This window comes from Streptomyces sp. NPDC001927, from assembly GCF_053594455.1.
This window is the reverse complement of the sequence record NZ_JBSFEN010000001.1, coordinates 115169-136997: the sequence shown is the minus strand read 5'-3', so window position 1 is coordinate 136997 and position 21829 is coordinate 115169. Positions and strand designations below refer to the sequence as shown.

Annotated in this window: 21 protein-coding genes; 7 read left to right on the top strand and 14 right to left on the bottom strand. The window is 71.4% G+C overall.

The genetic code is table 11. The features are described 5' to 3' along the window. Positions 1–132: 132 nt before the first annotated feature. Positions 133–1005, bottom strand: a complete 873-nt coding sequence (locus ACWCO8_RS00625) for a DNA-processing protein DprA (RefSeq protein WP_451030239.1) — start codon at positions 1003–1005, stop codon at positions 133–135. 2 nt (positions 1006–1007) lie between these two features. Continuing rightward, on the bottom strand, positions 1008–1832 hold the full coding sequence (locus ACWCO8_RS00620) for a phosphoribosyltransferase (RefSeq protein WP_451030238.1): 825 nt from the start codon (positions 1830–1832) through the stop codon (positions 1008–1010). An 899-nt stretch (positions 1833–2731) separates the two neighbouring features. Between ACWCO8_RS00620 and ACWCO8_RS00615 the strand changes: the two genes are divergently transcribed. Further along, a complete protein-coding gene (locus ACWCO8_RS00615; protein ID WP_362002472.1) occupies positions 2732–3154 on the top strand; it encodes a hypothetical protein in 423 nt (140 codons plus the stop codon). Here the strand turns inward: ACWCO8_RS00615 and ACWCO8_RS00610 are convergent. Next, entirely contained in the window at positions 3144–4004 is an 861-nt protein-coding gene (locus tag ACWCO8_RS00610; RefSeq protein WP_451030237.1) for a helix-turn-helix domain-containing protein, read from the bottom strand. The genes ACWCO8_RS00615 and ACWCO8_RS00610 overlap by 11 nt on opposite strands. Positions 4005–4094: 90 nt before the next feature. On the opposite strand from ACWCO8_RS00610, the gene ACWCO8_RS00605 reads away from it, so the two are divergent. Both ACWCO8_RS00605 and ACWCO8_RS00600 read left to right on the top strand, forming a co-directional pair. Then, positions 4095–4400: a 4a-hydroxytetrahydrobiopterin dehydratase gene (locus ACWCO8_RS00605; protein WP_451030236.1), complete on the top strand. Its 306-nt coding sequence runs from the start codon at positions 4095–4097 to the stop codon at positions 4398–4400. A gap of 185 nt (positions 4401–4585) precedes the next feature. After that, entirely contained in the window at positions 4586–5341 is a 756-nt protein-coding gene (locus ACWCO8_RS00600) for a class I SAM-dependent methyltransferase (RefSeq protein WP_451030235.1), read from the top strand. On the opposite strand, the gene ACWCO8_RS00595 is transcribed toward ACWCO8_RS00600, so the two are convergent. Both ACWCO8_RS00595 and ACWCO8_RS00590 read right to left on the bottom strand, forming a co-directional pair. Continuing rightward, entirely contained in the window at positions 5328–5846 is a 519-nt protein-coding gene (locus tag ACWCO8_RS00595; RefSeq protein WP_451030234.1) for a hypothetical protein, read from the bottom strand. The genes ACWCO8_RS00600 and ACWCO8_RS00595 overlap by 14 nt on opposite strands. Further along, entirely contained in the window at positions 5843–6322 is a 480-nt protein-coding gene (locus ACWCO8_RS00590; protein ID WP_451030233.1) for a hypothetical protein, read from the bottom strand. Before ACWCO8_RS00590 ends, ACWCO8_RS00595 begins: the two co-directional genes overlap by 4 nt. A 39-nt stretch (positions 6323–6361) precedes the next feature. Here ACWCO8_RS00590 and ACWCO8_RS00585 point away from each other — a divergent pair, with 39 nt between their 5' ends. Continuing rightward, a complete protein-coding gene (locus tag ACWCO8_RS00585; protein WP_451030232.1) occupies positions 6362–7354 on the top strand; it encodes a helix-turn-helix transcriptional regulator in 993 nt (330 codons plus the stop codon). On the opposite strand, the gene ACWCO8_RS00580 is transcribed toward ACWCO8_RS00585, so the two are convergent. Beyond that, positions 7314–8192 (bottom strand): NmrA family transcriptional regulator, encoded by an 879-nt coding sequence (locus tag ACWCO8_RS00580; RefSeq protein WP_451030231.1) that lies wholly within the window; start codon positions 8190–8192, stop codon positions 7314–7316. The genes ACWCO8_RS00585 and ACWCO8_RS00580 overlap by 41 nt on opposite strands. Before the next feature lie 82 nt (positions 8193–8274). On the opposite strand from ACWCO8_RS00580, the gene ACWCO8_RS00575 reads away from it, so the two are divergent. Together ACWCO8_RS00575 and ACWCO8_RS00570 are read left to right on the top strand one after the other, a co-directional pair. Next, positions 8275–9207 carry a cupin domain-containing protein gene (locus ACWCO8_RS00575; RefSeq protein WP_451030230.1) on the top strand — a complete coding sequence of 311 codons (933 nt, stop codon included), beginning with the start codon at positions 8275–8277 and terminating at the stop codon, positions 9205–9207. Between the two features lie 79 nt (positions 9208–9286). Next, positions 9287–10213, top strand: coding sequence for a class I SAM-dependent methyltransferase (locus tag ACWCO8_RS00570; RefSeq protein ID WP_451030229.1), 927 nt, complete (start codon positions 9287–9289; stop codon positions 10211–10213). Positions 10214–10216: 3 nt separating this feature from the next. Here ACWCO8_RS00570 and ACWCO8_RS00565 read toward each other — a convergent pair whose 3' ends face one another. Together ACWCO8_RS00565 and ACWCO8_RS00560 are read right to left on the bottom strand one after the other, a co-directional pair. Further along, positions 10217–10702 (bottom strand): RICIN domain-containing protein, encoded by a 486-nt coding sequence (locus tag ACWCO8_RS00565; RefSeq protein ID WP_451030228.1) that lies wholly within the window; start codon positions 10700–10702, stop codon positions 10217–10219. Further along, a complete protein-coding gene (locus tag ACWCO8_RS00560) occupies positions 10699–11811 on the bottom strand; it encodes a GlxA family transcriptional regulator (RefSeq protein WP_451030227.1) in 1113 nt (370 codons plus the stop codon). The genes ACWCO8_RS00565 and ACWCO8_RS00560 overlap by 4 nt, the downstream gene beginning before the upstream one ends. Before the next feature lie 104 nt (positions 11812–11915). Between ACWCO8_RS00560 and ACWCO8_RS00555 the strand changes: the two genes are divergently transcribed. Beyond that, complete coding sequence (locus ACWCO8_RS00555) at positions 11916–12869, top strand: NADP-dependent oxidoreductase (RefSeq protein WP_451030226.1); 954 nt, start codon at positions 11916–11918, stop codon at positions 12867–12869. Positions 12870–12943: 74 nt separating this feature from the next. Here the strand turns inward: ACWCO8_RS00555 and ACWCO8_RS00550 are convergent, their stop codons facing one another. From ACWCO8_RS00550 to ACWCO8_RS00525, 6 genes are all read right to left on the bottom strand, one after another. After that, positions 12944–13738: an aldo/keto reductase gene (locus tag ACWCO8_RS00550; protein ID WP_451030871.1), complete on the bottom strand. Its 795-nt coding sequence runs from the start codon at positions 13736–13738 to the stop codon at positions 12944–12946. A 114-nt stretch (positions 13739–13852) separates the two neighbouring features. Next, a complete protein-coding gene (locus ACWCO8_RS00545) occupies positions 13853–14626 on the bottom strand; it encodes an ABC transporter ATP-binding protein (RefSeq protein ID WP_451030225.1) in 774 nt (257 codons plus the stop codon). Next, entirely contained in the window at positions 14623–17316 is a 2694-nt protein-coding gene (locus ACWCO8_RS00540) for an ABC transporter permease subunit (protein WP_451030224.1), read from the bottom strand. Before ACWCO8_RS00540 ends, ACWCO8_RS00545 begins: the two co-directional genes overlap by 4 nt. Positions 17317–17329: 13 nt before the next feature. Next, positions 17330–18607, bottom strand: coding sequence for an ABC transporter substrate-binding protein (locus ACWCO8_RS00535; RefSeq protein WP_451030223.1), 1278 nt, complete (start codon positions 18605–18607; stop codon positions 17330–17332). A 113-nt stretch (positions 18608–18720) separates the two neighbouring features. Continuing rightward, positions 18721–20550 (bottom strand): AMP-dependent synthetase/ligase, encoded by a 1830-nt coding sequence (locus tag ACWCO8_RS00530; protein ID WP_451030222.1) that lies wholly within the window; start codon positions 20548–20550, stop codon positions 18721–18723. Positions 20551–20817: 267 nt separating this feature from the next. After that, on the bottom strand, positions 20818–21684 hold the full coding sequence (locus tag ACWCO8_RS00525; protein WP_362002504.1) for a LysR substrate-binding domain-containing protein: 867 nt from the start codon (positions 21682–21684) through the stop codon (positions 20818–20820). Positions 21685–21829: the final 145 nt, after the last annotated feature.

Below are 21829 nucleotides of genomic sequence, written 5' to 3'. Positions count from 1 at the left end.
CCAGTCTCAGCTCTGTAGTGCCTGCTAGGTCGCCGTAACAGGCGGTGTCGAGGGGCCGAGCCTGAGCCGAGTTGGGGGGATCATTCGTAGATCCTGGACCCTCGCGGACTGTCCAGATTCTGCAGGCAGCCCCTACCCGAGGGGCAACTCTGGTTGTGTCACCGCCGCCTTCGGGCTTGGACGCTTGTCTAGCAACGTGCCGAGTTGCGCTCTGGAGGTGATGGGATACCCACCCTTAGACAAGAGGATCTTGTTGCCAGGGGGTGTGTCGGAACCAAAGTTCAATACGAAGACGGGCCTACCCATGCGCAAGGCCCCCTCGCCGGCGGCGAGGGTTCCGCCCTTCTCACCTGCCTCCACGACAACCAGTGCGCGACCCAAGCCGAAAATCACCTTGTTGCGCGCCATTGCCGCGTACGCCAGCCATGGCTGACTGGGGGGGAATTGTGAAACAACTGCTACCTTTGCCGGGTCGAACGTATCCCGGTAGTCTTTCTTGATGCGAAAATGATCAAATCCCTCGGCGAGCACAATTACCGTTGAGCCGCCCGAGCGCAGAGCGGCGAGATGTGTCGCCGTATCAACACCCTTCGCGTACCCAGAAATCACGCTCATTCGTCTGGCGCTCACCTCACGCCCGCATGCTTCTGCAGCTTTCAAACCGAGATCGCTTGCCGACCTGGACCCACACATTCCCACGCCATCCGAGTGCAGGAGTTTGAAGTTTCCCCAGTAGTAGAGGATTGGGGCGCTGGACCGCTCTTTGTGCAGTAGAGATTCGGGGTAGTCGGACTCGCTTCTGAGCACGACGCGAATCTCCTTGGCGAATAGAGCTTCGGCCTTTTCGTCGACTTCTTGCCTGACGCTGCCTTCCAGTGTCTCGTACAGGCCGGAAAGCCCATCAATGCCACTCTCACGAAGACGGCCGTCTATCTTGGCAGGCGTCCCTAGGGACGCGAAGGCCGCCAGGGAGAAGCGTAGCCTTTGAATCTCCGAAAACCCCATGATCAGTTCCTCATTGTGCGTACGATGGCGAGCCCCAGTGTTTGCGCGGCCCCTGCTCGTTTGGCTGCTCCGGCTACTGCTCGCATTGTACCGCCGGATCGGTAAACGTCGTCCAGGATTACGATGTCTCCGCTCACATTTCGGGGCAGAGTGAAGTCTGCCGATGAAACCGTCGTCGGAGCCTGCTTCGACGGCGGGCGAGCCCCCTTGAGGGGAACCGTTTCGATAATCTGCTTTCCGGTTGATTGGGCAACCCTACGGGCGAGTTGCTCTGCGTGACTATTTCCGTCTGCCGCGCTCCCCGGGACGGTGACAATGCAGGAGGCATTTCGATACAGGGGGTGCTCTCGAATTACGTGCGAAAGCTGCTCGATGAGTTTGTCTCGTGCTGCAGACTGCAAGTTAGGACTCAGCTTGAAATACTTGCTGCGGTAGTTCAGATCGCCCGAGTCTGTGTTTTTCCAGTCGCTGGGATTCAGGTCTGGGTCCGGAATCTTGTACCAATCGAGAGTCAAGGCGAAATTCAGCGGAGGCTGTGTCACCAAGGTGAGGACTTTAGTCAAAAGCTGGGCGAAGGTCGCCACTCCAGCAGGGAGGCCCTGGGCGAAGTAGAGCCTGTGTGACCAGAGCGAGGCCTCGTCCGGTGGGACTGTGACTTGCGTGCACTGAGTCGGATATGCGCTGAGGAACTGTTGGGCGATCGCCTGCGACCCGCAAAGGTCGATCCATTTTTCAGAGGTCTCTACGTCGGCGCGAGTGAGGAACTGGTACCTCTCGAGCCTGTCTGCTCGACCGTTCGATTCGAATGCTGTCAGCTTCAAGGTCATTGGAGCCCCTCCCTAGGACGTTTCCCCAGCAGCGAGCCTATCGATCAATGGGCGATGCTGGCGGTAGTTTTAGGAGGGTTCCAGTGGGCGGATGGTGCGGCCCTCGTCGGAGCGAGCGCGCGAATCGAACGTTTTGGCGATGTCCATGTTCAGGAGCATGCCACCTGGCACTGACAACGAGCCAGAGGTTCGAAGGCTGGGCTGTAGGTCGGCGCGGGTGAGTGCGCTTCGGAACTAGCCCATCGAGTCGTAGACGCAGGTCAAGGCCATCGGTAGCGGCCCCGGAACGTCTGTGAAGATTGACAGCGGCCTGGTACTCCTCACGAGCTCGAATCTTGCATCCGCTACGGATGCATGACGGGCGAGCTTGACTGGGAGCGGTGGATTGGCGCCAGGTCGTTGAGGACGGCAGAACCGCGGCCTCCAGGCGGGGCCGTCCCTGGGCCGTCAGAAGGCGACCCAGGGACACCGTCGCCCACCAAGAACCACCAGTTCTCTGGTGCTGCCGTCTGTATCTCTGGCGATCACAGGAGGCTCCCTTAAGGGGGCGTCACTTCCTGCGCAACAGGAAGCAGAAGGTGGGACCCTCCGGAAGGCGCCGGCGGTATGGCGAGCCTGCTGGCCGGGAACGGTCCGCGACCGCTGGGGAGCCATAGGGGGAGCCACCCAAGGCGACACCCAGCGGACGTAGGCGTACTTCGGCGACCGCTGTGGCTCCCCGTGCCTGGGGGAGCGGGCGTGGGACCTCCGACCCAGGCAGCACCCGGATTACCTCACACGTAATCGACCCGCGCCCCGCGCGGCGGCATCGTGGTGTCCACCGGAACTCGGCCGGCGCACTCCGGCCGAGCTCCGGGACCACGACCAGCAAGAACGTCCTCGATGGAGGCTGATCCGCCATGTCCCAGGCCCTGCTCGCCGGACTCTCCCGCACCACCCGGCCGACGTCCATGCTGCGCCGGTTCCTCGCCCTCGACGCCGTCGTCACCGGCGCCAACGGGCTCGCCTACCTCGCCGTCTCCGGGCCGCTCGGCGAGCTGTTCGGCGTCGACTCCGCGCTGCTCGTCGAACTCGGCCTCGTGCTCGCCGTGTACGCCGCCGGTGTCGCATGGGTCGCGAGCCGCGCCGAGCCCCCGGTCCGCGGCGTGAAGCTCGTCGTCGACATCAACGTCCTCTGGACCGTGCTCAGCGTCGGCGCGCTCTTCTCCTCGCTGGAGTTCACCACGGCCGGCGTGGTGTGGAACCTCGTCCAGGCCGCCACCGTCGCAGGGTTCGCCGGACTCCAGTGGTCGGCCCTGCGGGCGGCTACCGCTACGACCTGAGCGACCGCAGATACGCGACCGTCTCCGGGTCGGCCGGGAGCAGCGTCTCGATGGCCAGCTCGGCGACGGTCACGTCCATCGGGGTGTTGAACGTCGAGATCGACGACACGAACGACAGCACCCGGCCGTCGTGTTCGATCCGCAGCGGCAGCGCGAAGTACGGGTAGGGCTCCGGGTCCTCCCGGTCGTCCGGGTCCGCCGCGCCGGCCTCGGGCAGCGGGTACGCCGCCACCTCCTCGTACAGCTCCCGCAGCGGCTGCGAGCGGGACAGGGCGATCTGACGCTCCATCTGGGCCAGCAGATGGCCCCGCCACTCCCGCAGATTCCTGATCCGGGGCGCGAGCCCCTCCGGGTGCAGCGTGATGCGCATCGCGTTCAGGGGCGGGGTGAGCAGGTGCTCCGGCAGCCCGGTGAGCAGCAGCCCGATACTGTCGTTGGCGGCCACCACCGTGTACGAGCCGTCCACGACGAGCGCCGGATACGGGTCGTAGCCGCGCAGGAGTTGCTCGATGCCCTCGCGGAGGGTGTCGAGGCGCGGGTCGTCGAGCGTCGACTCCCGGTAGTGGGGGGCGTAACCGGCGGCGAGCAGCAGCGCGTTCCGGTCCCGCACGGGCACGTCCAGGTGCTCGGCGAGGCGCAGGACCATCTGCTCGCTCGGCCGGGAGCGGCCGGTCTCGATGAAGGAGATGTGCCGGGCCGAGGAGTCGGCCCGCAGCGCCAGCTCCAACTGGCTCAGCCGCCGCTCCTCGCGCCAGCCGCGCAGCAGGGCTCCCACACCGGTGTCCACCGCGCGGCCCGTTCCAGTGCCCGTCCCTGTGCCCGTTCCTGTGCTCGTTCCGACCGATGTCATGCTCCGACGCTATCCCAGGTGTCGGTCCGGGTATCGAGTGAAGGGGCCCGTATCGTCACCGTGAGCAACCCGACCGGAGGGAGTACGGACATGGCCACAGAGCCGCTGTCGCAGAAGGAGATCGAGGACCGGCTGCGCGAGCTCCCCGGCTGGTCCCTGACGGACGACCGGATCACCCGCACGTACCGCCTCGGCGACCACTTCGCGGCCACCGCGATGGTCGTCCACGTGGCGCAGATCCAGCAGGAACTGGACCACCACTCCGACCTGACGCTCGGCTACAACACGGTCGCCGTCTCCGTGAACACCCACTCCGCGGGCCCCGCGGTCACCGACAAGGACTTCGAACTGGCCACCCGCGTCAACGACATCGCCCCCGGGCACGGGGCGAGCTGACCCCGCGAACTAGGGGGTGTCTCGCCGATCATGCCGGGCTCGCAGGGCCTGGCACGCCCGCTCGCCGCGTTGTCGTCACTCGCCGACGCTCCGCGTCGACTCCCTCCTCCGCCTTGCGATCGCACGCACCAGGCCCCGCTCCCTGATCCGGCCTGATCGACGAGACACCCCCTAGGGTCTCCCCCATGGGGGAGACCACGCTGGACTACGACGCCGAGGCGGAGCGGTACGACGCGACGCGGGGCGGGGTGCCTCGGGCCGAGGCGGCGGCCGGGGCCGTGGCGCGGCTCGTGCCGCCCGGGGCCCGGACCCTGCTCGACCTGGCCTGCGGGACCGGGCTCGTCACCGAGCGGCTGGTCCGCCCGGGGCTGCGGGTGTTCGGCGCGGACGCGGCGGCCGGGATGGCGCGCAAGGCGGCACAGCGGGTCCCGGGCGGGGTGATCCTCGCCGATGCCCGAGCGCTGCCCCTCGCGGACGGGGCCGTCGATGTCGTCAGCGCCGTCTGGCTGTTGCACCTGGTGCCGTTCTCGGCCGCGATCGTCGCCGAGGCGGCCCGGGTGCTGCGCCCCGGTGGGGTGTTCGTCGCCACGGTCGACAAGGACGCGGCCCACGACGTCGGCAGCGACATCGACCGCGTCCTCGCTCCGTACCGCTCCCACGCACGGGCCTCCGACCAGGGCGACCGGATCACGGCGACCGCCGCCGCCCACGGCCTCGCCCCGGCGGGCGCCACCCGCTTCACCGGACACGGCCAGGGCACCACCCCGCGCCGCACAGCGGAGAACCTGCGGCGCGGCTACTACGCCTCCTGGTTCGACGGGTCGCCCGGGACCACGGACGCGCTCGTCGCCGCACTCGCCGACCTGCCCGACCAGGACCGCCCCCGTGCCGATCCGGTCTACCGGCTGGTGTCCTTCCGGCGGCCGGTCACGGGCGGCTGAACTCCATCACCCAGTTGGTCACCCACTCCCCGCCGTCGCGCGCGAACGCCTGCTCCCACCGGGCGGTCTCGGCCGAGATCCCCGACCAGCGGAACCGCACCCGTACCTCCTCTCCCGCGTAGCTGTCCTCGCCGTGGAACTCTCCCGTCCCGTCCTCGGCCCACCGGCCCCTGACCGGCGGATCGAGGCGGCCGGTGCGGCTGTTGGACCAGTTCAGGGTCCACTCGCCGGTCTCCGGCTCGTACAGCCGCAGCGTCAGCCCGCTGAACCCCTTCGACGGGAAGACGATCTCGTCGACATGCGCCCGGTCGCCCCAGAAGAGCCGGCCCGTGGTGTGGCCGTCGAACTCCTCCCAGCCGCTGTCGGGGTCCAGGAAGTCGGCGAGCCGGCGGTTGCGGACGCTCCAGCGCCCGTCGAGGAAGGCGAAGCCCCGGTCGGCGGTCGAGCCCTGGTCCTGCTCGGTGGTCACGCCCCGGTCGGTGGTCAAGCCTTGCTCGGTGGTCATGCGCGGTCTCCTGTGGTGCCTTCGGGAAGGGAATCGAGGACATAGGCGTCCAGGTCGGGGGAGTCCGGCGTCAGGATGTGCCGTACCCAGGCGTTCCGTTCGTGGTGGATCGGCGGCAGCTCCCAGACGCAGCCGATCCAGCGGAGCTCCGTCCGTACGAAGTGGGTGGGGTCCGTGTCCGGGCAGCCGAGGACCGGCTGGCCGGCCGCCGCGCCGGCGAAGTGGATCACGTTGTCCCACACCCAGCTGTACGCGTTCAGGTACGCGCCGGTGTCGCCGCCCCGGTGCAGCACCACGAAGGACGCGGCCGGCGTGGAGTCGGGCTCGGGGAGGAGCTCCGGCAGCAGCGCGTACGCCGCCTTCTCCACCTCCGGTGCGATGCCCGCCGGGTCGTGGGTGACGTGGTACCGCTTGACGCGCCGGCCCGCGACCTCGATCGGCGGCGGCACGAAGAGCAACTTCTCTGCGAAAGCCATGGCTGGACTGTAGGAGCGCTTCACTGACACCTTGTGTCAGTGAAGTCCAGCCGACTCATCTCGATCCTTCTCCTGCTCCAGACCCGGGGCCGGATGACCGCCGCCCAGCTCGCCGACGAGCTGGAGGTGTCGGTACGGACGGTCTACCGCGACGTCGAGTCCCTGCACGCGGCCGGCGTGCCGCTCTACGGCGACGCCGGCCATTCCGGCGGCTACCAACTCCTCGCCGGTCACCGCTTCTCCCGGCTGACCGACCTCTACACCGGGGAGGCGGAGGCGCTCTTCCTCGCCGGGATCCCCGGCGCCGCCGCCGAACTCGGCCTCGGCGCCCACTTCGTCGACGCCCAGCTCAAGCTGCGCGCCTCCCTGCCCGCGCCGCTGCGCGACCATGTCGACCGGCTGCGGTCCCGGTTCCACATCGACGCGCCCGGCTGGTACGCGGAGAACACCGACGCGCCGTTCCTGCCCCAGGTCGCCGAGGCGGTGCGCGCGGGCCGCGTCCTGGCCGCGCGCTACCGCCGCTGGAAAGAGCCCACCGACGTCGACCGGCGCCTCGAACCGTACGGCCTGGTCCTCAAGGCCGGCCGCTGGTACCTGGTCGCCGCCCCGGGACCGCGTACGTACCGGGTCGACCAGTTCCTCGAACTCGACGTCACCGACGAGGAGTTCGACATCCCCGAGGACTTCTCGCTGCCCGACTGGTGGGCCGCCCACCAGGTCGCCTTCCGGGCCCGGCTGCACGGCGGCGACGCCGTCGTCCTGATCTCCCCGGACGGGGTGAAGCGCCTCAGCGGCGAGGCGGCGCGGGCCCTCGCCGCCACCGGACTCCCCGAGCCGGACGGCCGGATCCGCGCCACCCTCCCGATCGAGTCGGTCGCCCACGCTCACCACGCCTTCCTCGCCCTGGGCGCGGACATCGAGGTCCTGGAGCCGGTGGAGCTCCGCGACCGCATGGCCGAGACGGTCTCCCGGATGGCGGTCCGGTACGGAGTCACGCCTCCGTCGCCCACACCTCCGCCGCGAAGGTCCTGAAGTCGCGCGGTTCGCGGCCCACGACCCGCTTCACGCCGTCCGTCACCGAGGCGTTGTGGCCGTCGAGCAGCATCGCGAAGAGCGCCGAGAGCCACTGCGCCTCCGGCTCCGGGAGCCCGAACACCTGGAGCAGGGAGGCGTATTCGCCCTCGGCCAGCGGGACGTACGCCACCTTGACGCCCGACGCGGCCGACAGCTCCTCCGCCACCTCCGCGAAGGTCAGCAGCCGCGGGCCCGTCACCTCGTGCACCAGGCCCGCGTGGCCGTCCTCGGTCAGCGTCGCCACGATCACGTCCGCCAGGTCGTCGGCGTGGATGAACGGCTCGGCCGTCCCGCCCGCCGGGAAGGCGAGCGTGCCCGCCGCGACCCCGTCCGCCAGAGCGCCCTCCGTGAAGTTCTGCGCGAAGAACGAGGCCCGTACGACGGTCAGTTCGGCACCCGAGGAGCCGAGACCCGCGCGCAGCGCCTCCTCCGCGCGGACCGCGTCCGGCTCGCCGCGCCCGGAGAGCAGCGTCAGCCGCCGTACCCCGTTCGCCGCGGCGAGCTCGCCGAAGGTCCGCATCGCCTCGGCCGCGCCCGGAGCGGCGAGGTCCGGGTAGTAGTTCACGTACGCCGTGTCCGCGCCCCGCAGCGCCGGGGCCCAGGTGTCCACGGACTCCCAGTCGAAGGGGGTCGCGCCGGACCGGGAGCCCGCCCGTACGGTCGCGCCACGCGCTTCGAGCCGCTCGGCGACCCGGCGGCCCGTCTTGCCGGTCGCACCCGTCACCAGGACCGTGCCCGGGCGGTTCGCGTTCGTGTTCTCGTCGGTGGTCCGCGTGTTGTTCGTGTTCGTCGTCATGGCTCAAGACTCGCGTGATCCGGCCCCGCATCCCATGCTCCACGGACTCACTCCCATACGCATACGTCTACCCTTGCGCCCCATGGACGCTCTCGCCGGACTCCTCGACGGACCACGCGCCAAAGGGGCCTTTCTGCTCCGGATGATCATGGAGTCGCCGTGGTCCGTACGGATCGAGGACCGCGCCCCGCTCTGCCTGATGTGCGTCACGGAGGGCGAGGCGTGGATCGTCCCCGACCGGGGTGATCCCGTCCTGCTGCGCCCCGGCGACGTCGCGATCGCGCGCGGCCCGGAGCCGTACACCGTCGCCGACGCGCCCGACGCCCCGCCGCGCGCGAGGATCGGCCCCGGCGGTGTCTGCACCACCCTGAGCGGGGAGCCGCTCGCCCAGTCCATGCACCTGGGCGTACGGACCTGGGGCAACGCCCTCGACGGCGCGAACACGGTGCTCGTCGGCACGTATCAGATGGGCGGCGAGGTCAGCCGGCGCCTCCTCGACGCGCTGCCGCCCCTGCTGCACCTGCCCACCGACGTGTGGAACTGCCCGCTGATGCCCTTCCTCGACGAGGAGATCTCCCGCGACGAACCCGGGCAGAGCGTCGTCCTCGACCGGGTCCTCGACCTGATCCTCATCGCCGCCGTACGGGCCTGGTTCTCCCGGCCCGGCGCGCAGGCCCCCGCCTGGTACCGCGCCATGGCCGACCCCGTCGTCGGCCGCGCCCTGCGCCTCCTGCAGAACGACCCGGCCCACCCCTGGACGGTCTCCGCGCTCGCGGCCGAGGCGGGCGTCTCGCGCGCCGGGCTCGCCCGCCGGTTCGCCGAGCTGGTCGGCGAGCCGCCGATGGCGTACCTCACCGGCTGGCGGCTCGCGCGCGCCGCCGACCTGCTGCGACAGACCGACGCGACGGTCGAGTCCGTGGCTCGGCAGGTCGGCTACAGCAGCGCCTTCGCGCTGAGCGCCGCGTTCAAGCGGGTCCGGGGGGTCAGCCCGCAGGAGTTCCGGCGGCGGGGATAGCCCGGCGGCGGGGGTGAACCCTGTTGCCGGAACGGCAACAATTCTCGCGTTTCTCGCGCGCCGCCCGCAGGCTGGCGCCATGACTCACGACACGCACGGCCACGACCGCGAGCACACCCCCGGGCAGCACCACCACGGCCACAAGGGCGGCCACCACCACGCCACCCACCTCGACTGGGCCGCGATGGCGCCGCTCCTGGAGCGCCAGGCCGACATCCACAGCCCCCTCTACACCCAGGCCGCCCAGTGGCTCGGCGAGCTCGTCCCGGCCGTCGGCGTCCGCCGGGCCCTCGACGTCGGCAGCGGCCCCGGGGTGATCTCCGCCCTGCTCGCCGAGGCCTTCCCGCTCGCCGAGGTGGTCGCCGTGGACTCCAGCCCGGAGCTCCTGGAGCGGGCGCTCGGACGCGCCGAGGCCAAGGGCCTGGCGGGCCGCGTCACAACCCTGCACGCCGAACTCCCCGCAGACTTCGACGCCTTGGGCGAGGCCGACCTGATCTGGGCCGGCAACTCCACCCACCACATCGGCGACCAGCGCGCCGCCCTCGCCTCCTTCGCGGGACTGCTGCGGCCCGGCGGCCTGATCGCCCTCGTCGAGGGCGGGCTCTACGCCCGCCACCTGCCCCGGAACATCGGATTCGGCCGGCCCGGCCTGGAGACCAGGATCGAGGCCGCGCACGCCGACTGGTTCGCCCAGATGCGGGCCGAACTCCCGGACAGCAAGGACGAGGCGGACGACTGGCGCGGGCTCCTCGCGGCGGCGGGCCTCACCCCCAGCGGCACCCGGACGTTCCTCACCGATGTCCCGGCGCCCCTGCCCGCCCTCCACCGGGAGCAGATCGTCGCCGACTTCACGCGGCTGCGGGAGCCGCTCTCCGAGCGGCTCGACGCGGAGGACCGGGCGAGCCTCGACCGGCTCCTCGACCCGGAGGACCCGCTCTCCGTGCACCGCCGCACGGACCTCTTCATGCTCTCCGCCTCCACCGTCCACACCGCCCGCAAGGGCTGAGCGTCACACGGAAGACGCGGCCACCGGCTCCAACTGCCACCACTGGGAAGGGGAGTCGGTGTCCTCCCACTGCCGTACGTTCCCGCCGTCGTCCATCGAGCCGTCCTCGACCTCCAGGAGCAGCCCGCTGATGAAGCTCACCAGCGCGACCGTGCCCGGCGACTGGAGGTCCTGCTCGATGATCCACTCCTGCGCGCCGAAGTTGTTCGCCTTCCACTGCTGGATGTTGGCGCCGTTCTCCGTCGAGGCGTTCGCCACGTCGAGCCGCTTGCCGCTGGCCGCGTTCACCAGGTGGTAGAGGCCGCCGCCGTTGGGCACGGGCACGATGTGCCAGTGCTGGCCCGGCGTGCCGTTCTCCTTGCCCTGCTGCACGTTCGCGCCGCTGCGGCTCGACCCGTCGTACACCTCCAGAAGCAGCCCGCTGGCCACGTTCCGTACCCGGTAGAGACCCTCGTCGACCGGCGTGGGCGAACCGCTCGCATGGCTCACTGCGCGAACTCCTTTTCCTTGACCGTAATGTCCTGGACGGTGATGTCCTTGGCGGTGATGTCCTGGACGGTTGCGTCCTTGGCTGTGGTGTCCTCGGACGTGCGATGGAAGGCGCGCCGGTAGGCGGCCGGGGAGATGCCGACCTGGGCGCGCATGTGCTGCCGCAGCGAGTTCCCGCTGCCGAAGCCCGCCCGGTCCGCGATGTGATCCACGGTCAGATCGCTGGTCTCCAGCAACTGCTTCGCCAGCTCGACCCGTTGGGCGGTCAGCCACTGGCCCGGGGTCGTCCCGGCCTCGTCCCGGAAGCGGCGCGTGAAGGTCCGTACGCTCATCCGCGCGTGCGCCGCCAGCTCGGTCAGCGTCAGCGGACGGTCGAGCCGCTCAAGGGCCCACGCGCGCGTGGGGGCGGTGGTCGTCGTGGTCGGCTCGGGGACCGGGCGCTCGATGTACTGCGCCTGCCCGCCGTCCCGCCACGGCGGGACGACACAGCGCCGTGCGACCGCGTTCGCGGTGGCGCTGCCGTGGTCGCGCCGGACCAGGTGCAGACAGAGGTCGACCCCGGCCGCCGCCCCCGCCGAGGTCAGGACGTCCCCGTCGTCGACGAAGAGAACGTCCTCGTCGAGGTGGACCAGGGGGAAGAGCGACTGGAAGTGGGCGGTCTCCCACCAGTGGGTGGTGGCGGGGCGCCCGTCGAGGAGTCCGGCGGCCGCGAGCGCGTACGCGCCGTTGCAGATCGACACGACCCGGGTGCCCGGCCTGATGCATGCCAGCGCGTCGGCGACCAGGACGGTGAGGCTGCCGTCGTCGGCGAGGGTGCGCATCTCGACCGTGGGCGGCACGACGACGGTGTCGGCCGCCGCCAGCTCCTCGGGGCCGTGCTCGGGGACGACGGAGAAGCCGTCGGAGGTGCGCACGGGGGAGCCGTCGAGCGAACAGACGCGCACGTCGTACAGGGGCAGGCCCTCGTTCGTGCAGGCGCCGCCGAGGATGCGGGAGGGGATGCCCAGCTCGAACGGGATGACGCCGTCCAGGGCCAGGACGGCCACCCGGTGGAGCGGGGGCGCGTCAGCCGGTCGCTCTCCCGGCGGGAGGGGCACGCAAGAGGTCATGGCCAGATTCTGTCACATCATGGCGTTCTGGCCAGTATCGGCCGGCGGCGCCTCGGCCGAGGCTGGTGGTCATCAGGAGTTCCCCGGCACCAGGAGCCATCCTCATGAACGACACCGCCACCGACGCCCCCGCCACCATGCGCGCGATCACCGCCACCGCGTGGGGCGGCCCCGAGGTCCTCGCCGAGGCCCGGGTCGCCCGTCCCGAGCCGGGTCCGACCGAGATCCTCGTCCGGGTCCACGCCGCCGGCGTCAACCCCGCCGACTGGAAGATCCGCGCCTCCGGCGGCTTCGGCCCCTGGGGCGAGCCCCCGATCCTCGGCTGGGACGTCTCGGGCGTCGTCGAGGCCGTCGGGTTCGGCGTCACCCTGTACGCGCCCGGCGACGAGGTCTTCGGCATGCCGCAGTTCCCGCAGCAGGGCGGCGGCTACGCCGAGTACGTCGCCGCCCCCGCCCGCCACTTCGCCCGCAAGCCCGCAGGGCTCAGCCACGTGGAGGCCGCCGCGCTGCCGCTCGCCGGGCTCACCGCCTGGCAGGCGCTCGTCGAGACCGCCCGTCTGCGCGCAGGCCAGCGGGTCCTGGTCCACGCGGCGGCCGGCGGCGTCGGACACCTCGCCGTACAGATCGCCAAGGCACGCGGCGCGTACGTCATCGGCACCGCGAGCGGCGCCAAGCACGACTTCCTGCGCTCCCTCGGCGTGGACGAGCCGATCGACTACACGACGACCGACTTCGCGCAGGCCGTACGGGACGTGGACATCGTCCTCGACTGCTACGGCGGCGATTACGGCACGCGCTCGCTGCCCGTGCTGCGCGACGGCGGTTCGCTGGTGACGCTGCCCTCGCCCGACGACGTGCCCGCGTCCGTACGCGGCATCCGCACCGGCTTCACCCTGGTCGAGCCCGACTACGCCGGACTGCTCGCCCTCGCCGCGCTGGTCGAGGCCGGACAGCTGCGGCCGGAGGTCGACACCGTCCTGCCGCTCGCCGAGGCCGCCAAGGCGCACGCACTCGGCGAGTCGGGCCGGACGCGCGGCAAGCTCGTCCTGACGGTCTGACCACCGTACGAGCGGCCGTACGCCGAGGTGGGCGCCGGAAGGAACCGGCGCCCACCTCGGGCCGTACCAGGCGCTCAGGCGCCGACGTTGAACTCGGCCGGGTTCGGGCCCAGGCGACGGTTCTCGTCGAGGACCGCGATCGCGGCCATGTCCTCGTCGTCGAGGGCGAAGCCGAAGACGTCGATGTTCTCGCGGATACGGGACGGGGTCACCGACTTCGGGATGACCACGTTCCCCGTCTGCAGGTGCCAGCGCAGCACCACCTGGGCCGGGGTGCGGCCGTGCTTCTGCGCGACGGCGACGATCGCCGGGACGTCGAGCAGGCCCTTGCCCTGGCCCAGCGGCGACCAGGCCTCGGTCGCGATGCCGTGCCGGGCGTGCGCCTCGCGCGAGGCGTGCTGCTGCAGGTGCGGGTGGAGCTCGATCTGGTTGACGGCGGGGACGACCGAGGTCTCGCCGATCAGCCGCTCCAGGTGCTCCGGAAGGAAGTTGGAGACACCGATCGCCTTCGCCCGGCCGTCGGCCAGGATCTTCTCGAACGCGCGGTAGGTGTCGACGTACGCGTCCTTCGCCGGCACCGGCCAGTGGATCAGGTAGAGATCCACGTACTCCAGGCCCAGCTTGTCGAGCGACTCGTCGAAGGCCCGCAGGGTCGACTCGAGGCCCTGCTCGCTGTTCCACAGCTTGGTGGTGACGAACAGCTCCTCGCGGGGGACGCCGGACGCGGCGATGGCGCGGCCGGTGCCCTTCTCGTTCGCGTAGATCGCGGCGGTGTCGATCGAGCGGTAACCGGCCTCCAGGGCCGTCGCCACCGCGCTGGTCGCCTCGTCGTCCGGCACCTGCCAGACGCCGAAACCGAGCTGCGGCATCTCCACGCCGTTGTTCAGGGTGAGGGTGGGGACCTTGTTGTCCGTGCTCACGTGCTGTCGATCCTTACGTCTCGGGGGGTGGTACTCCCCACGTCAACACGGACACCGGCGATCTCATTCCCCGCGCCCGGGCCCGTCCCCGTGGGCGCTCTCCTGCGGGGCGGTCGAGCCGAGGTACGCCTCCCTGACCGCGGGGTCGGCCCGGACCTCGGCGGCCGTCCCCTCGGCGAGCACCCGGCCGAGGTCGAGCACGACGACCCGCGAGCACAGCTCCATCACGAAGGCCACGTTGTGCTCGACGAGCAGCACCGCGCAGTTCTCCTCGTCCGCCATGTGCCGGATGACGGCGGCCAGTTGGCGCCGCTCCTCGGCGGTCGTGCCGGACGCCGGCTCGTCGAGCAGCAGGACCCGGGGCGGGTCGGCGAGCGCCCGGGCGAGTTCGACCATACGGGCCTGCCCGACGGGTAGCGCGCCCGCGTACGAACCCGCCAGGGCGTCAAGGCCGCACTCGTGGAGCACGGCCGCCGCCCGCTCCCGGTGGCGTGCGCCCCGGCGCGCCCCGCCCCGCCAGTCCTGGGCCACGACCAGGTTGTCCGCCACCGTCAACTGCCCGAAGAGCTGCTGGCGTTGGAAGGTCCTGCGGATCCCGTGGCGGGCCCGCCACACGGGGGAGCGGCGGGTGATGTCCGCCCCCGCGTACGAGATCCCGCCCGCGTCCGGGCGGCGGATGCCGGACAGCACGTCGAAGAGCGTCGTCTTGCCCGCGCCGTTGGGCCCGATGAGGCCACAGATCTCGCCCGGCCGGACGTCGATCGTCACGTCGCGCAGGGCGTGGACGCCGCCGAAGCGGACGGAGATCCCGCTCGCGCGGAGCATGGCAGCGGTCATCGGCGGACTCCCGTCCCCAGGTAGGCCTCGGCGAGCCGGTCCGGATCCACCTCGGACCTCGGCCCGGACCAGGCGGTCTCGCCCTGCGCGAGGTACGCGACGGTGTCGGCGAGCGCGAGCACCTCGGCCGCCTTCTCCTCGACCAGAACGAGCGCGGTCCCGTGCGCACGGAGCTCGGTGAGGAGCCCGAAGACCTCGTCCACGACGCGGGGCGCGAGCCCGAGGGACGGCTCGTCGGCGACGAGGACCTCCGGCGGGTGCTGGAGGAGCGGGGCGAGCGCGAGGAGCTGCTGCTCCCCGCCCGACAGCGACCCGGCGTGGACGCCGCGACGGGCGGCGAGCACGGGGAAGCGGGCGTAGACGGCGTCCCGGTCCTCGGCCGCCGGCAGGTGCAGGGCCAGGTTCTCCTCGATGGAGAGCCCCGCGAAGATCCCCCGCCCCTCGGGCGCGAGCCGCACCCCGCGCCGCGCCCGCGCGACCGCCGCGTCCCGGGTCGCGTCCTCGCCCCGTACCCGTACCAGACCCTCGGCGGGCCGCAGCAGGCCCGCCGCGACCCGGCACAGGGTCGACTTCCCGGCCCCGTTCGGACCGAGCAGCACGAGCACCTCGCCCGCGCGCACCGCGAGGTCCACCCCGTGCAGCACGGCCGCACCGCCGTACCCGGCCCGGACGCCCCGCAGTTCGAGCGCGGGCACCTGCCCGGCGGCCGCTTCGGCCTCCCGGCGTACGGGCTGCGCCGGAATCGCCGCAGCCGAGGAGCCTGCCGAAGCCGACGGAGCCGAGGAAGCCGCCCGCGCCGCCCGCCGCGAAGGCCAGGCGGCGCAGTACCCGTCCGGGTCGTTGGCCAGGGCGAGGCCCGCCAGGCCGAAGAGGATCACCGGCAGGTGCGCGGACTCCGTCACGTACGTCGCCATCAGGTGCGGGACCACCGCGAAGACGAGCCCCGCCACCACCGCGAACTGCGGGCGCCGCACGCCCGCCGCGACCACGACGGCGAGCCACACCAGGCCCGTCATGGCCGTGAAGTCCGTCGCCGTGATCCGCGTGCTGTACGAGGCGAGCAGCACGCCCCCGAACCCCGCGAGCCCCGCCGACACCGTGAAGAGCAGCAGCTTCGTCCGGACCACCGACACACCCGACGCGGCTGCGGCCTCCGGCGCGGAGCGCACGGCCAGGATCGCCCGGCCCCAGCGCGAGCCGCGCAGCCAGGTCAGCAGCGCCACGACCGCGCCGCAGAGCAGCACGAGCGCGAGGCCGAGCGCCCGGTCGTCGCCCAGGTCCAGCGGGCCGACGACGGGCCGGGGGATCTCCCAGCCGGTGTCGCCGTTGCGCAGCCACCCCAGTTGGAAGAGCACCTGGTCCGCCAGGAAGGCGAGGGCCAGCGTGGCGAGCGCGAGGGACCGTCCGCCGAGCCGCAGCGCGGGGAGGGCCACCACCGCGCCGAGCACCGCCGCCGCGGCCGTGCCGACGGCCGCGGCCGCGACGAACGGCCAGCCGTGGCTCATCAGCAGACCGGCGACCAGGGCGGCGCCGGTCACGAACGTCGCCTGGGCCAGCGACACCATCGCCCCGAGCCCGGTGACCACCGTGAAGGACATGAACACGAGCCCGATGGCGAGGCCTTGGGCCAGGATCCCGCTCCAGAAGGGCGTGGTGACGGTGTAGAACGCCGTACCGAGGAGCACTCCGCCCACCACCCACGCGCCCCATCTGCGGCCCCAGCCCTTCCCGGCCAGGTAGTCGACCGGCGGCGGGTCCGCCGCCGCCGTGCCCGCGGCGCGCCGCCGCTGGGCGAGCACGACGAGGCCGGCGAAGAGGATGAGGAAGGGGACAGCGGTACGGAAGCCGGTGATGTCCTCGGCGAACGAGGAGTACCCGGCCACCAGGTTCTGCAGCACCCCGAGTCCGAGACCGCCCGCGAACGCGAGCGGCACGGACGCGAAGCGGCCCAGGACCGCCGCCGTCGCCGAGACGAAGAGGAACAGGGTGTAGTCGTGGGCCGAGAGGCCGAGCAGCGGGGTCGCGAGGACCCCGGCGAGCCCGGCGAGGCCCGAGGACAGCATCCAGGCGATCGAGGACAGCCGGTCGGCGCTGATGCCGCGCAGCTCGGTCAGCGAGCGGTTGTCGACGGCGGCGCGCAGCAGCAGTCCGAGCCGGGTGTGCCGCATCAGCACCCAGAGCCCGGCGGCGGCGAGCGCCGTCGCGACCCAGGTGATGAGCTGGTCGGAGTCGATGCCGACACCGTCGAGGAGCTGCCAGGACACCGCCGGGCTCGGCCCGACGCCAGGAAGCCCGAACTGGTTCTCGGCGGGCAGGACCGGAGCGCCGGCCCGCTCCAGGAGCTCGACCGCCCACAGCCCGGCCGCCGGCAGGGCGACCAGCAGACCGATCGTCGCCACGATCTGCGCGGTCTCTCCGACGCCCGCCAGCTTCCGGAACATCAGCCGGTCGAGCCCCCAGCCGAGGCCGGGCGCGACCACGCACACCAGGAGCAGCGCGGTGGGCACGGCCGGCCAGCCGAAACCGGAGTGGAGCTCGTAGAACGCCAGCGCGCACAGGTACGCGGTGGCGCCGTGCGCGAAGTTGAAGAGCCCGGAGGCGGAGTACGAGAGGACGAGCCCGGTCGCGAGCAGCGCGTAGAGCGCGCCCGAGACGAGACCGCTCAGGACGAAGCCCAGCAGGTCACCCACGCGAACGCGCCCCTCAGCCGAACGGGATCGGCGGGTAGCACTTGAACGGCACGGCGACCTCGTACCGCCCGTTCTTCAGCCGGACCAGCGACCCGCAGCCGAAGCTCTCCTTCTGCCCCTTGGGCAGGGCACGGTCGCCGACGAGCGTACCGGTGTCGGAGAACCCGGACGCCGCCTTCTGGAAGGACTCGACGGTGAGGTCCTTGCCGGCCTTCGCGGCGACGGAGAGGAAGAGGTCGGCGCTCATGTAGCCGGTGAGCATGTGCATGTTCAGGGGGATGTCCTTGCCGCCCGCGGCCTTCCTGATGTCCTCCTTGAACTGGCGCATCGCCGGGCTGTCCGCCTCGAAGGGCTGGAACTGGAGCAGCACGTGCACCCCGTCGAGCGCCTGCTTCGTCGCGTCCTTGGCGAGCAGCCCGGGGTCGTAGTCCGTCGGGTCGGTGAGGATCCCCTTGTAGCCGGAGCGCTTGAGGGCGGTGAACAGGCCGATGTTGTACGGCGTCTGCATCACGGAGACGACGGCGTCGGGCGCGCCGCCGCCGGGCCCCGAGCGCAGGATCTCCTTCGTGTAGGCCGACCAGTCGCTCGGCATCGAGGTCGCGGGCACCACGGCCTTCGCGTACGGGACCTGGAATCCGGCCGACTTGAAGCCCTGGGTGAAGGTACGGATGCCGAACTTGCCGGCGTCGTTGTCGCCCGCGATCAGCGCGACCGATTTGCCGCGCGCGCCGCCGAGGACGGCGGCGAGGCCCTCGGGCCAGGTCTGGTTGAGGGTGCCGCCGGGGGTGGGGACGAGGCAGCCGTTGAAGCCGTAGATGTACTCCGGGCCGCAGAAGGAGGGGAGCGTGCCCCAGCCCACGGTCGGGACCTCCTGGCCGTTGAGGAAGTCGGCTCCGGCGAAGGTGACCGAGCTCATGGGGGAGACGGCGAAGACCTTGTCCTGCTGGACGAGTTTGCGGGCCGCGGCGAGGTTCTTCGCCGGGTCCTGGCCGTCGTCCTCGGCGCCCAGGTAGTCGATCTTCCGGCCGTTGATCCCGCCCTCGGCGTTGGCCCGGTCGTAGCGGGCCCGGGCGCCGAGGTCGGTGTCCTTCTTGGAGTAGCCGCTCGCGGTCGTCATGGAGACGATCCCGCCGACCTTGATGGCGTCGGCGGTGACTCCGCGTACGGAGGCGCCGGAGGAGCCGGACGCGCCGGGCTTCTCCGAAGTGCCGCCGGTGGAGGCGGAGTTGCAGGCGGTGGCGAGGAGCAGGGCCGCCGCCGCGGCGGCGAGGGTGCGGATCGGTCGCAGCACGGTCGGTCGTCCCTCCGTCGGGTGACCGCATTCTGTGACCGTGCTGATGAAGGGTCAATAACTGATACAACGTCAATTGATGATGCGTCAGAAAGGTTTGACCGCCGCCCGGATCAGCCGTACAGCGCGTTGACCTCCGTCGCGTACGCCTGCTCGATCGCCTTCCGCTTCAGCTTCAGGGAGGGCGTGAGCAGGCCGTGCTCCTCACTGAACGGATGGGCCAGGATGCGGAACGTCCGGATGGACTCGGCCTGCGAGACCAGGGTGTTGGCCGCCACCACGGCCCGCCGGATCTCCGTCTCCAGGCTCGGGTCGCGCACCAGCTCGCCGGGCGGCAGCGGCGGCCGCCCCTGCATCGCCAGCCAGTGCTCCACCGCCTCCTGATCCATCGTCACCAGGGCGGCGATGTACGGCCGGTCGTTGCCGACCACGATGCACTGCGCGATCAGCGGATGCGCCCGAACCCGCTCCTCCAGGCCCGCGGGCGAGACGCTCTTGCCGTTGGAGGTCACCAGGATCTCCTTCTTCCGCCCGGTGATCGTCAGATAGCCGTCCTCGTCGAGCGAGCCCAGATCCCCGGTCGCCAGCCAGCCGCCGTTGAGGACGGCGGCGGTCGCCTGCGGGTTGTTGAGGTACCCCGAGAAGATCTGGCCGCCGTGCAGCCACACCTCCCCGTCCTCGGCGATGTGCACCGTCGTCCCCGGCACCGGCTGCCCGACCGTTCCGTACCGGACCCGCTCCGGCGGATTGGCGGTGGCCGCAGCCGAGGACTCCGTCAGGCCGTACCCCTCGAAGATCGTCACCCCGGCCCCCTCGAAGAAGAGGCCGAGCCGCCGGTCCATGCCCGAGCCGCCCGACATCGCGTGCCGGACCCGCCCGCCCATGGCCTCGCGGACCTTCCCGTACACGACCTTCTCGAAGAACTGGTGCTGCATCCGCAGCCCCGCCGACGGGCCCGGGCCGAGCCCGAAGGCCTTGTGCTCCGCCGCCTCCGCGTACTTGACCGCCACCTCGACCGCCTTGTCGAACGGCCCCGCCTTCCCCTCGCTCTCCGCACGCCGGCGGGCGGCGTGGAAGACCTTCTCGAAGACGTACGGCACGGCCAGGATGAACGTCGGCCGGAAGGCCGCCAGGTCCGGCAAGAGCGCGGCGGCCTGCAGGACGGGCTGATGGCCCAGCTTCACCCCGCTCAGGATCGCCGCCACCTCCACCATCCGCCCGAAGACATGGGCGAGCGGCAGGAAGAGCAGCGTGGAGGCCTCGTCGCCCGGCTTGGAGTGGAAGACCGGCTCCCAGCGGCCGGTCAGCATGTCCGTCTCGAACATGAAGTTGGAGTGGGTGATGACACAGCCCTTGGGGCGGCCGGTCGTGCCCGAGGTGTAGATGATCGTCGCCACCGACTCGGGCGTCACCGCCCGGCGGTGCCGCTGCACCACGTCCTCGTCGATCTCGGCGCCCGCCGCCGTCAGTTCGGCGACCGCGCCGGCGCCCGCGTCGAGCTGCCACAGCCGCTGGAGCCGGGGCAGCCGGTCGATGACCGAGCCGATCGTCATCGCGTGGTCCTCGGACTCCACCACGCAGGCGGTGACCTCGGCGTCGTACAGCATCCAGTAGACCTGTTCGGCCGAGGAGGTCGGGTAGATCGGCACCGGCTGGGCGCCGACCGTCCACAGCGCGAAGTCGAACAGGGTCCATTCGTAACGGGTCCTGGCCATGATGGCGACCCGGTCCCCGAACCGAACGCCGTGCGCGATCAGCCCCTTCGCGAGCGCGAGCACCTCGTCCCGGAACTGCGCCGACGTCACGTCACGCCACTGCCCGGTGGCGTCCTTGCGGCCGAGCGCGACATGGTCGGGGGTCTGCTCGGCACGGTCGAACACGGCGTCCGCCAGACCGCCGACCTGAGGCGCCGCCTCGATGGGCGGCACGGTGAACTCGCGCAATGACCTGCTCCTCGAACGCTCGATGTCGCGCTCCGTACGGCGCGGGTGACGGTACCCCACGGGGCCGACGGGCGGGAGGGCCTTCACCAAGCCGGGACATTGGGTGTTCTCACAGGTCAGGGGAGTTTGAGAGAGCAACTGAGGGACTGCGGAGGGCGGTTACTGACTGTTGAGTAAGTAGCCCGGTCCGCAATCTCCACGGAATCTGTACCGGCCGCTCACCGTTCACGCGACGCGCGGAGAGAAGCGGGGGTCGGTCGGGTCGGATCAGTCCGGCCGGTGCAGGCGGACGCCGCCCGCCAGGATCGCGGCGGCCAGCGCGCCGGCCGCCTCCTGCGCCGAACCGGGCCGTCGGCCGGTACGGAGTACGAAGTCGACGTCGCCCAGGTCCGGCAGGCCCGCCCGGGCCGGCAACCGCGCCAGACCGGGCGGCACGAGCCCACGGGTGTGCGCCATCACCCCGAGCCCGGCGCGGGCCGCCGCGATGTTGGCGCTCAGGCTGGAACTCGTACAGGCGATCCGCCACGCCCGGCCCTGCGCCTCCAGGGCTTCGAGCGCCCGGGCCCGGGTGATGCCGGGCGGCGGGAACACGATCAGCGGCACCGGACGCTCCGGGTCGAGCCGCAGGCGCGGCGCGCCGATCCAGACCAGCGCGTCCCGCCAGACCAGCTCGCCCCCGCTTTCCTCGGCGCGCCGCTTCGCCAGGATCAGGTCGAGCCGCCCCGCCTCGAGCCGGGCGTTGAGCGTCCCGGACAGCTCGACGGTCAGCTCCAGGTCCACCTCGGGGTGCTCGCGCCGGAACGACTCCAGGATCTCCGGCAGCCGGGTCACCACGAAGTCCTCCGAGGCCCCGAAGCGCAGCCGCCCGCGCAGCCGGGTCCCGGTGAAGAACGCGGCGGCCCGCTCGTGGGCGCTGAGGATCGTCCGGGCGAAGCCGAGCATCGCCTCGCCGTCCTCCGTCAACTCCACGCTGTGCGTGTCCCGGGTGAACAGCGGACGCCCCGTGGCGTCCTCCAGGCGCCGCACGTGCTGGCTCACCGTCGACTGGCGGACGCCGAGCCGGCGGGCGGCCCGCGTGAAACTCAGGGTCTCGGCGACCGCGAGGAAGGTGCGGAGCTGGGCCGGATCGTACATAGGGCCAGGCTAGCGCGGGTCATCGCGTTCCGTGATGACAGTCAGAGCGCTGTACGGGATTCCCGATCGCCGCCGCGAGGAGCAGGATGGGGAGGCACGATCCTCGCCCCGGAAGCACTCTTGATCCGGAAGCATTCCCGCCTCG

Bases quoted from the DNA above. Each gene is read 5' to 3' on its own strand.
- ACWCO8_RS00625 (WP_451030239.1), bottom strand. From the start codon at position 1,005: ATGGGGTTTTCGGAGATTCAAAGGCTACGCTTCTCCCTGGCGGCCTTC.
- ACWCO8_RS00620 (WP_451030238.1), bottom strand. From the start codon at position 1,832: ATGACCTTGAAGCTGACAGCATTCGAATCGAACGGTCGAGCAGACAGG.
- ACWCO8_RS00615 (WP_362002472.1), top strand. From the start codon at position 2,732: ATGTCCCAGGCCCTGCTCGCCGGACTCTCCCGCACCACCCGGCCGACG.
- ACWCO8_RS00610 (WP_451030237.1), bottom strand. From the start codon at position 4,004: ATGACATCGGTCGGAACGAGCACAGGAACGGGCACAGGGACGGGCACT.
- ACWCO8_RS00605 (WP_451030236.1), top strand. From the start codon at position 4,095: ATGGCCACAGAGCCGCTGTCGCAGAAGGAGATCGAGGACCGGCTGCGC.
- ACWCO8_RS00600 (WP_451030235.1), top strand. From the start codon at position 4,586: ATGGGGGAGACCACGCTGGACTACGACGCCGAGGCGGAGCGGTACGAC.
- ACWCO8_RS00595 (WP_451030234.1), bottom strand. From the start codon at position 5,846: ATGACCACCGAGCAAGGCTTGACCACCGACCGGGGCGTGACCACCGAG.
- ACWCO8_RS00590 (WP_451030233.1), bottom strand. From the start codon at position 6,322: ATGGCTTTCGCAGAGAAGTTGCTCTTCGTGCCGCCGCCGATCGAGGTC.
- ACWCO8_RS00580 (WP_451030231.1), bottom strand. From the start codon at position 8,192: ATGACGACGAACACGAACAACACGCGGACCACCGACGAGAACACGAAC.
- ACWCO8_RS00575 (WP_451030230.1), top strand. From the start codon at position 8,275: ATGGACGCTCTCGCCGGACTCCTCGACGGACCACGCGCCAAAGGGGCC.
- ACWCO8_RS00570 (WP_451030229.1), top strand. From the start codon at position 9,287: ATGACTCACGACACGCACGGCCACGACCGCGAGCACACCCCCGGGCAG.
- ACWCO8_RS00560 (WP_451030227.1), bottom strand. From the start codon at position 11,811: ATGACCTCTTGCGTGCCCCTCCCGCCGGGAGAGCGACCGGCTGACGCG.
- ACWCO8_RS00555 (WP_451030226.1), top strand. From the start codon at position 11,916: ATGAACGACACCGCCACCGACGCCCCCGCCACCATGCGCGCGATCACC.
- ACWCO8_RS00550 (WP_451030871.1), bottom strand. From the start codon at position 13,738: ATGCCGCAGCTCGGTTTCGGCGTCTGGCAGGTGCCGGACGACGAGGCG.
- ACWCO8_RS00545 (WP_451030225.1), bottom strand. From the start codon at position 14,626: ATGACCGCTGCCATGCTCCGCGCGAGCGGGATCTCCGTCCGCTTCGGC.
- ACWCO8_RS00525 (WP_362002504.1), bottom strand. From the start codon at position 21,684: ATGTACGATCCGGCCCAGCTCCGCACCTTCCTCGCGGTCGCCGAGACC.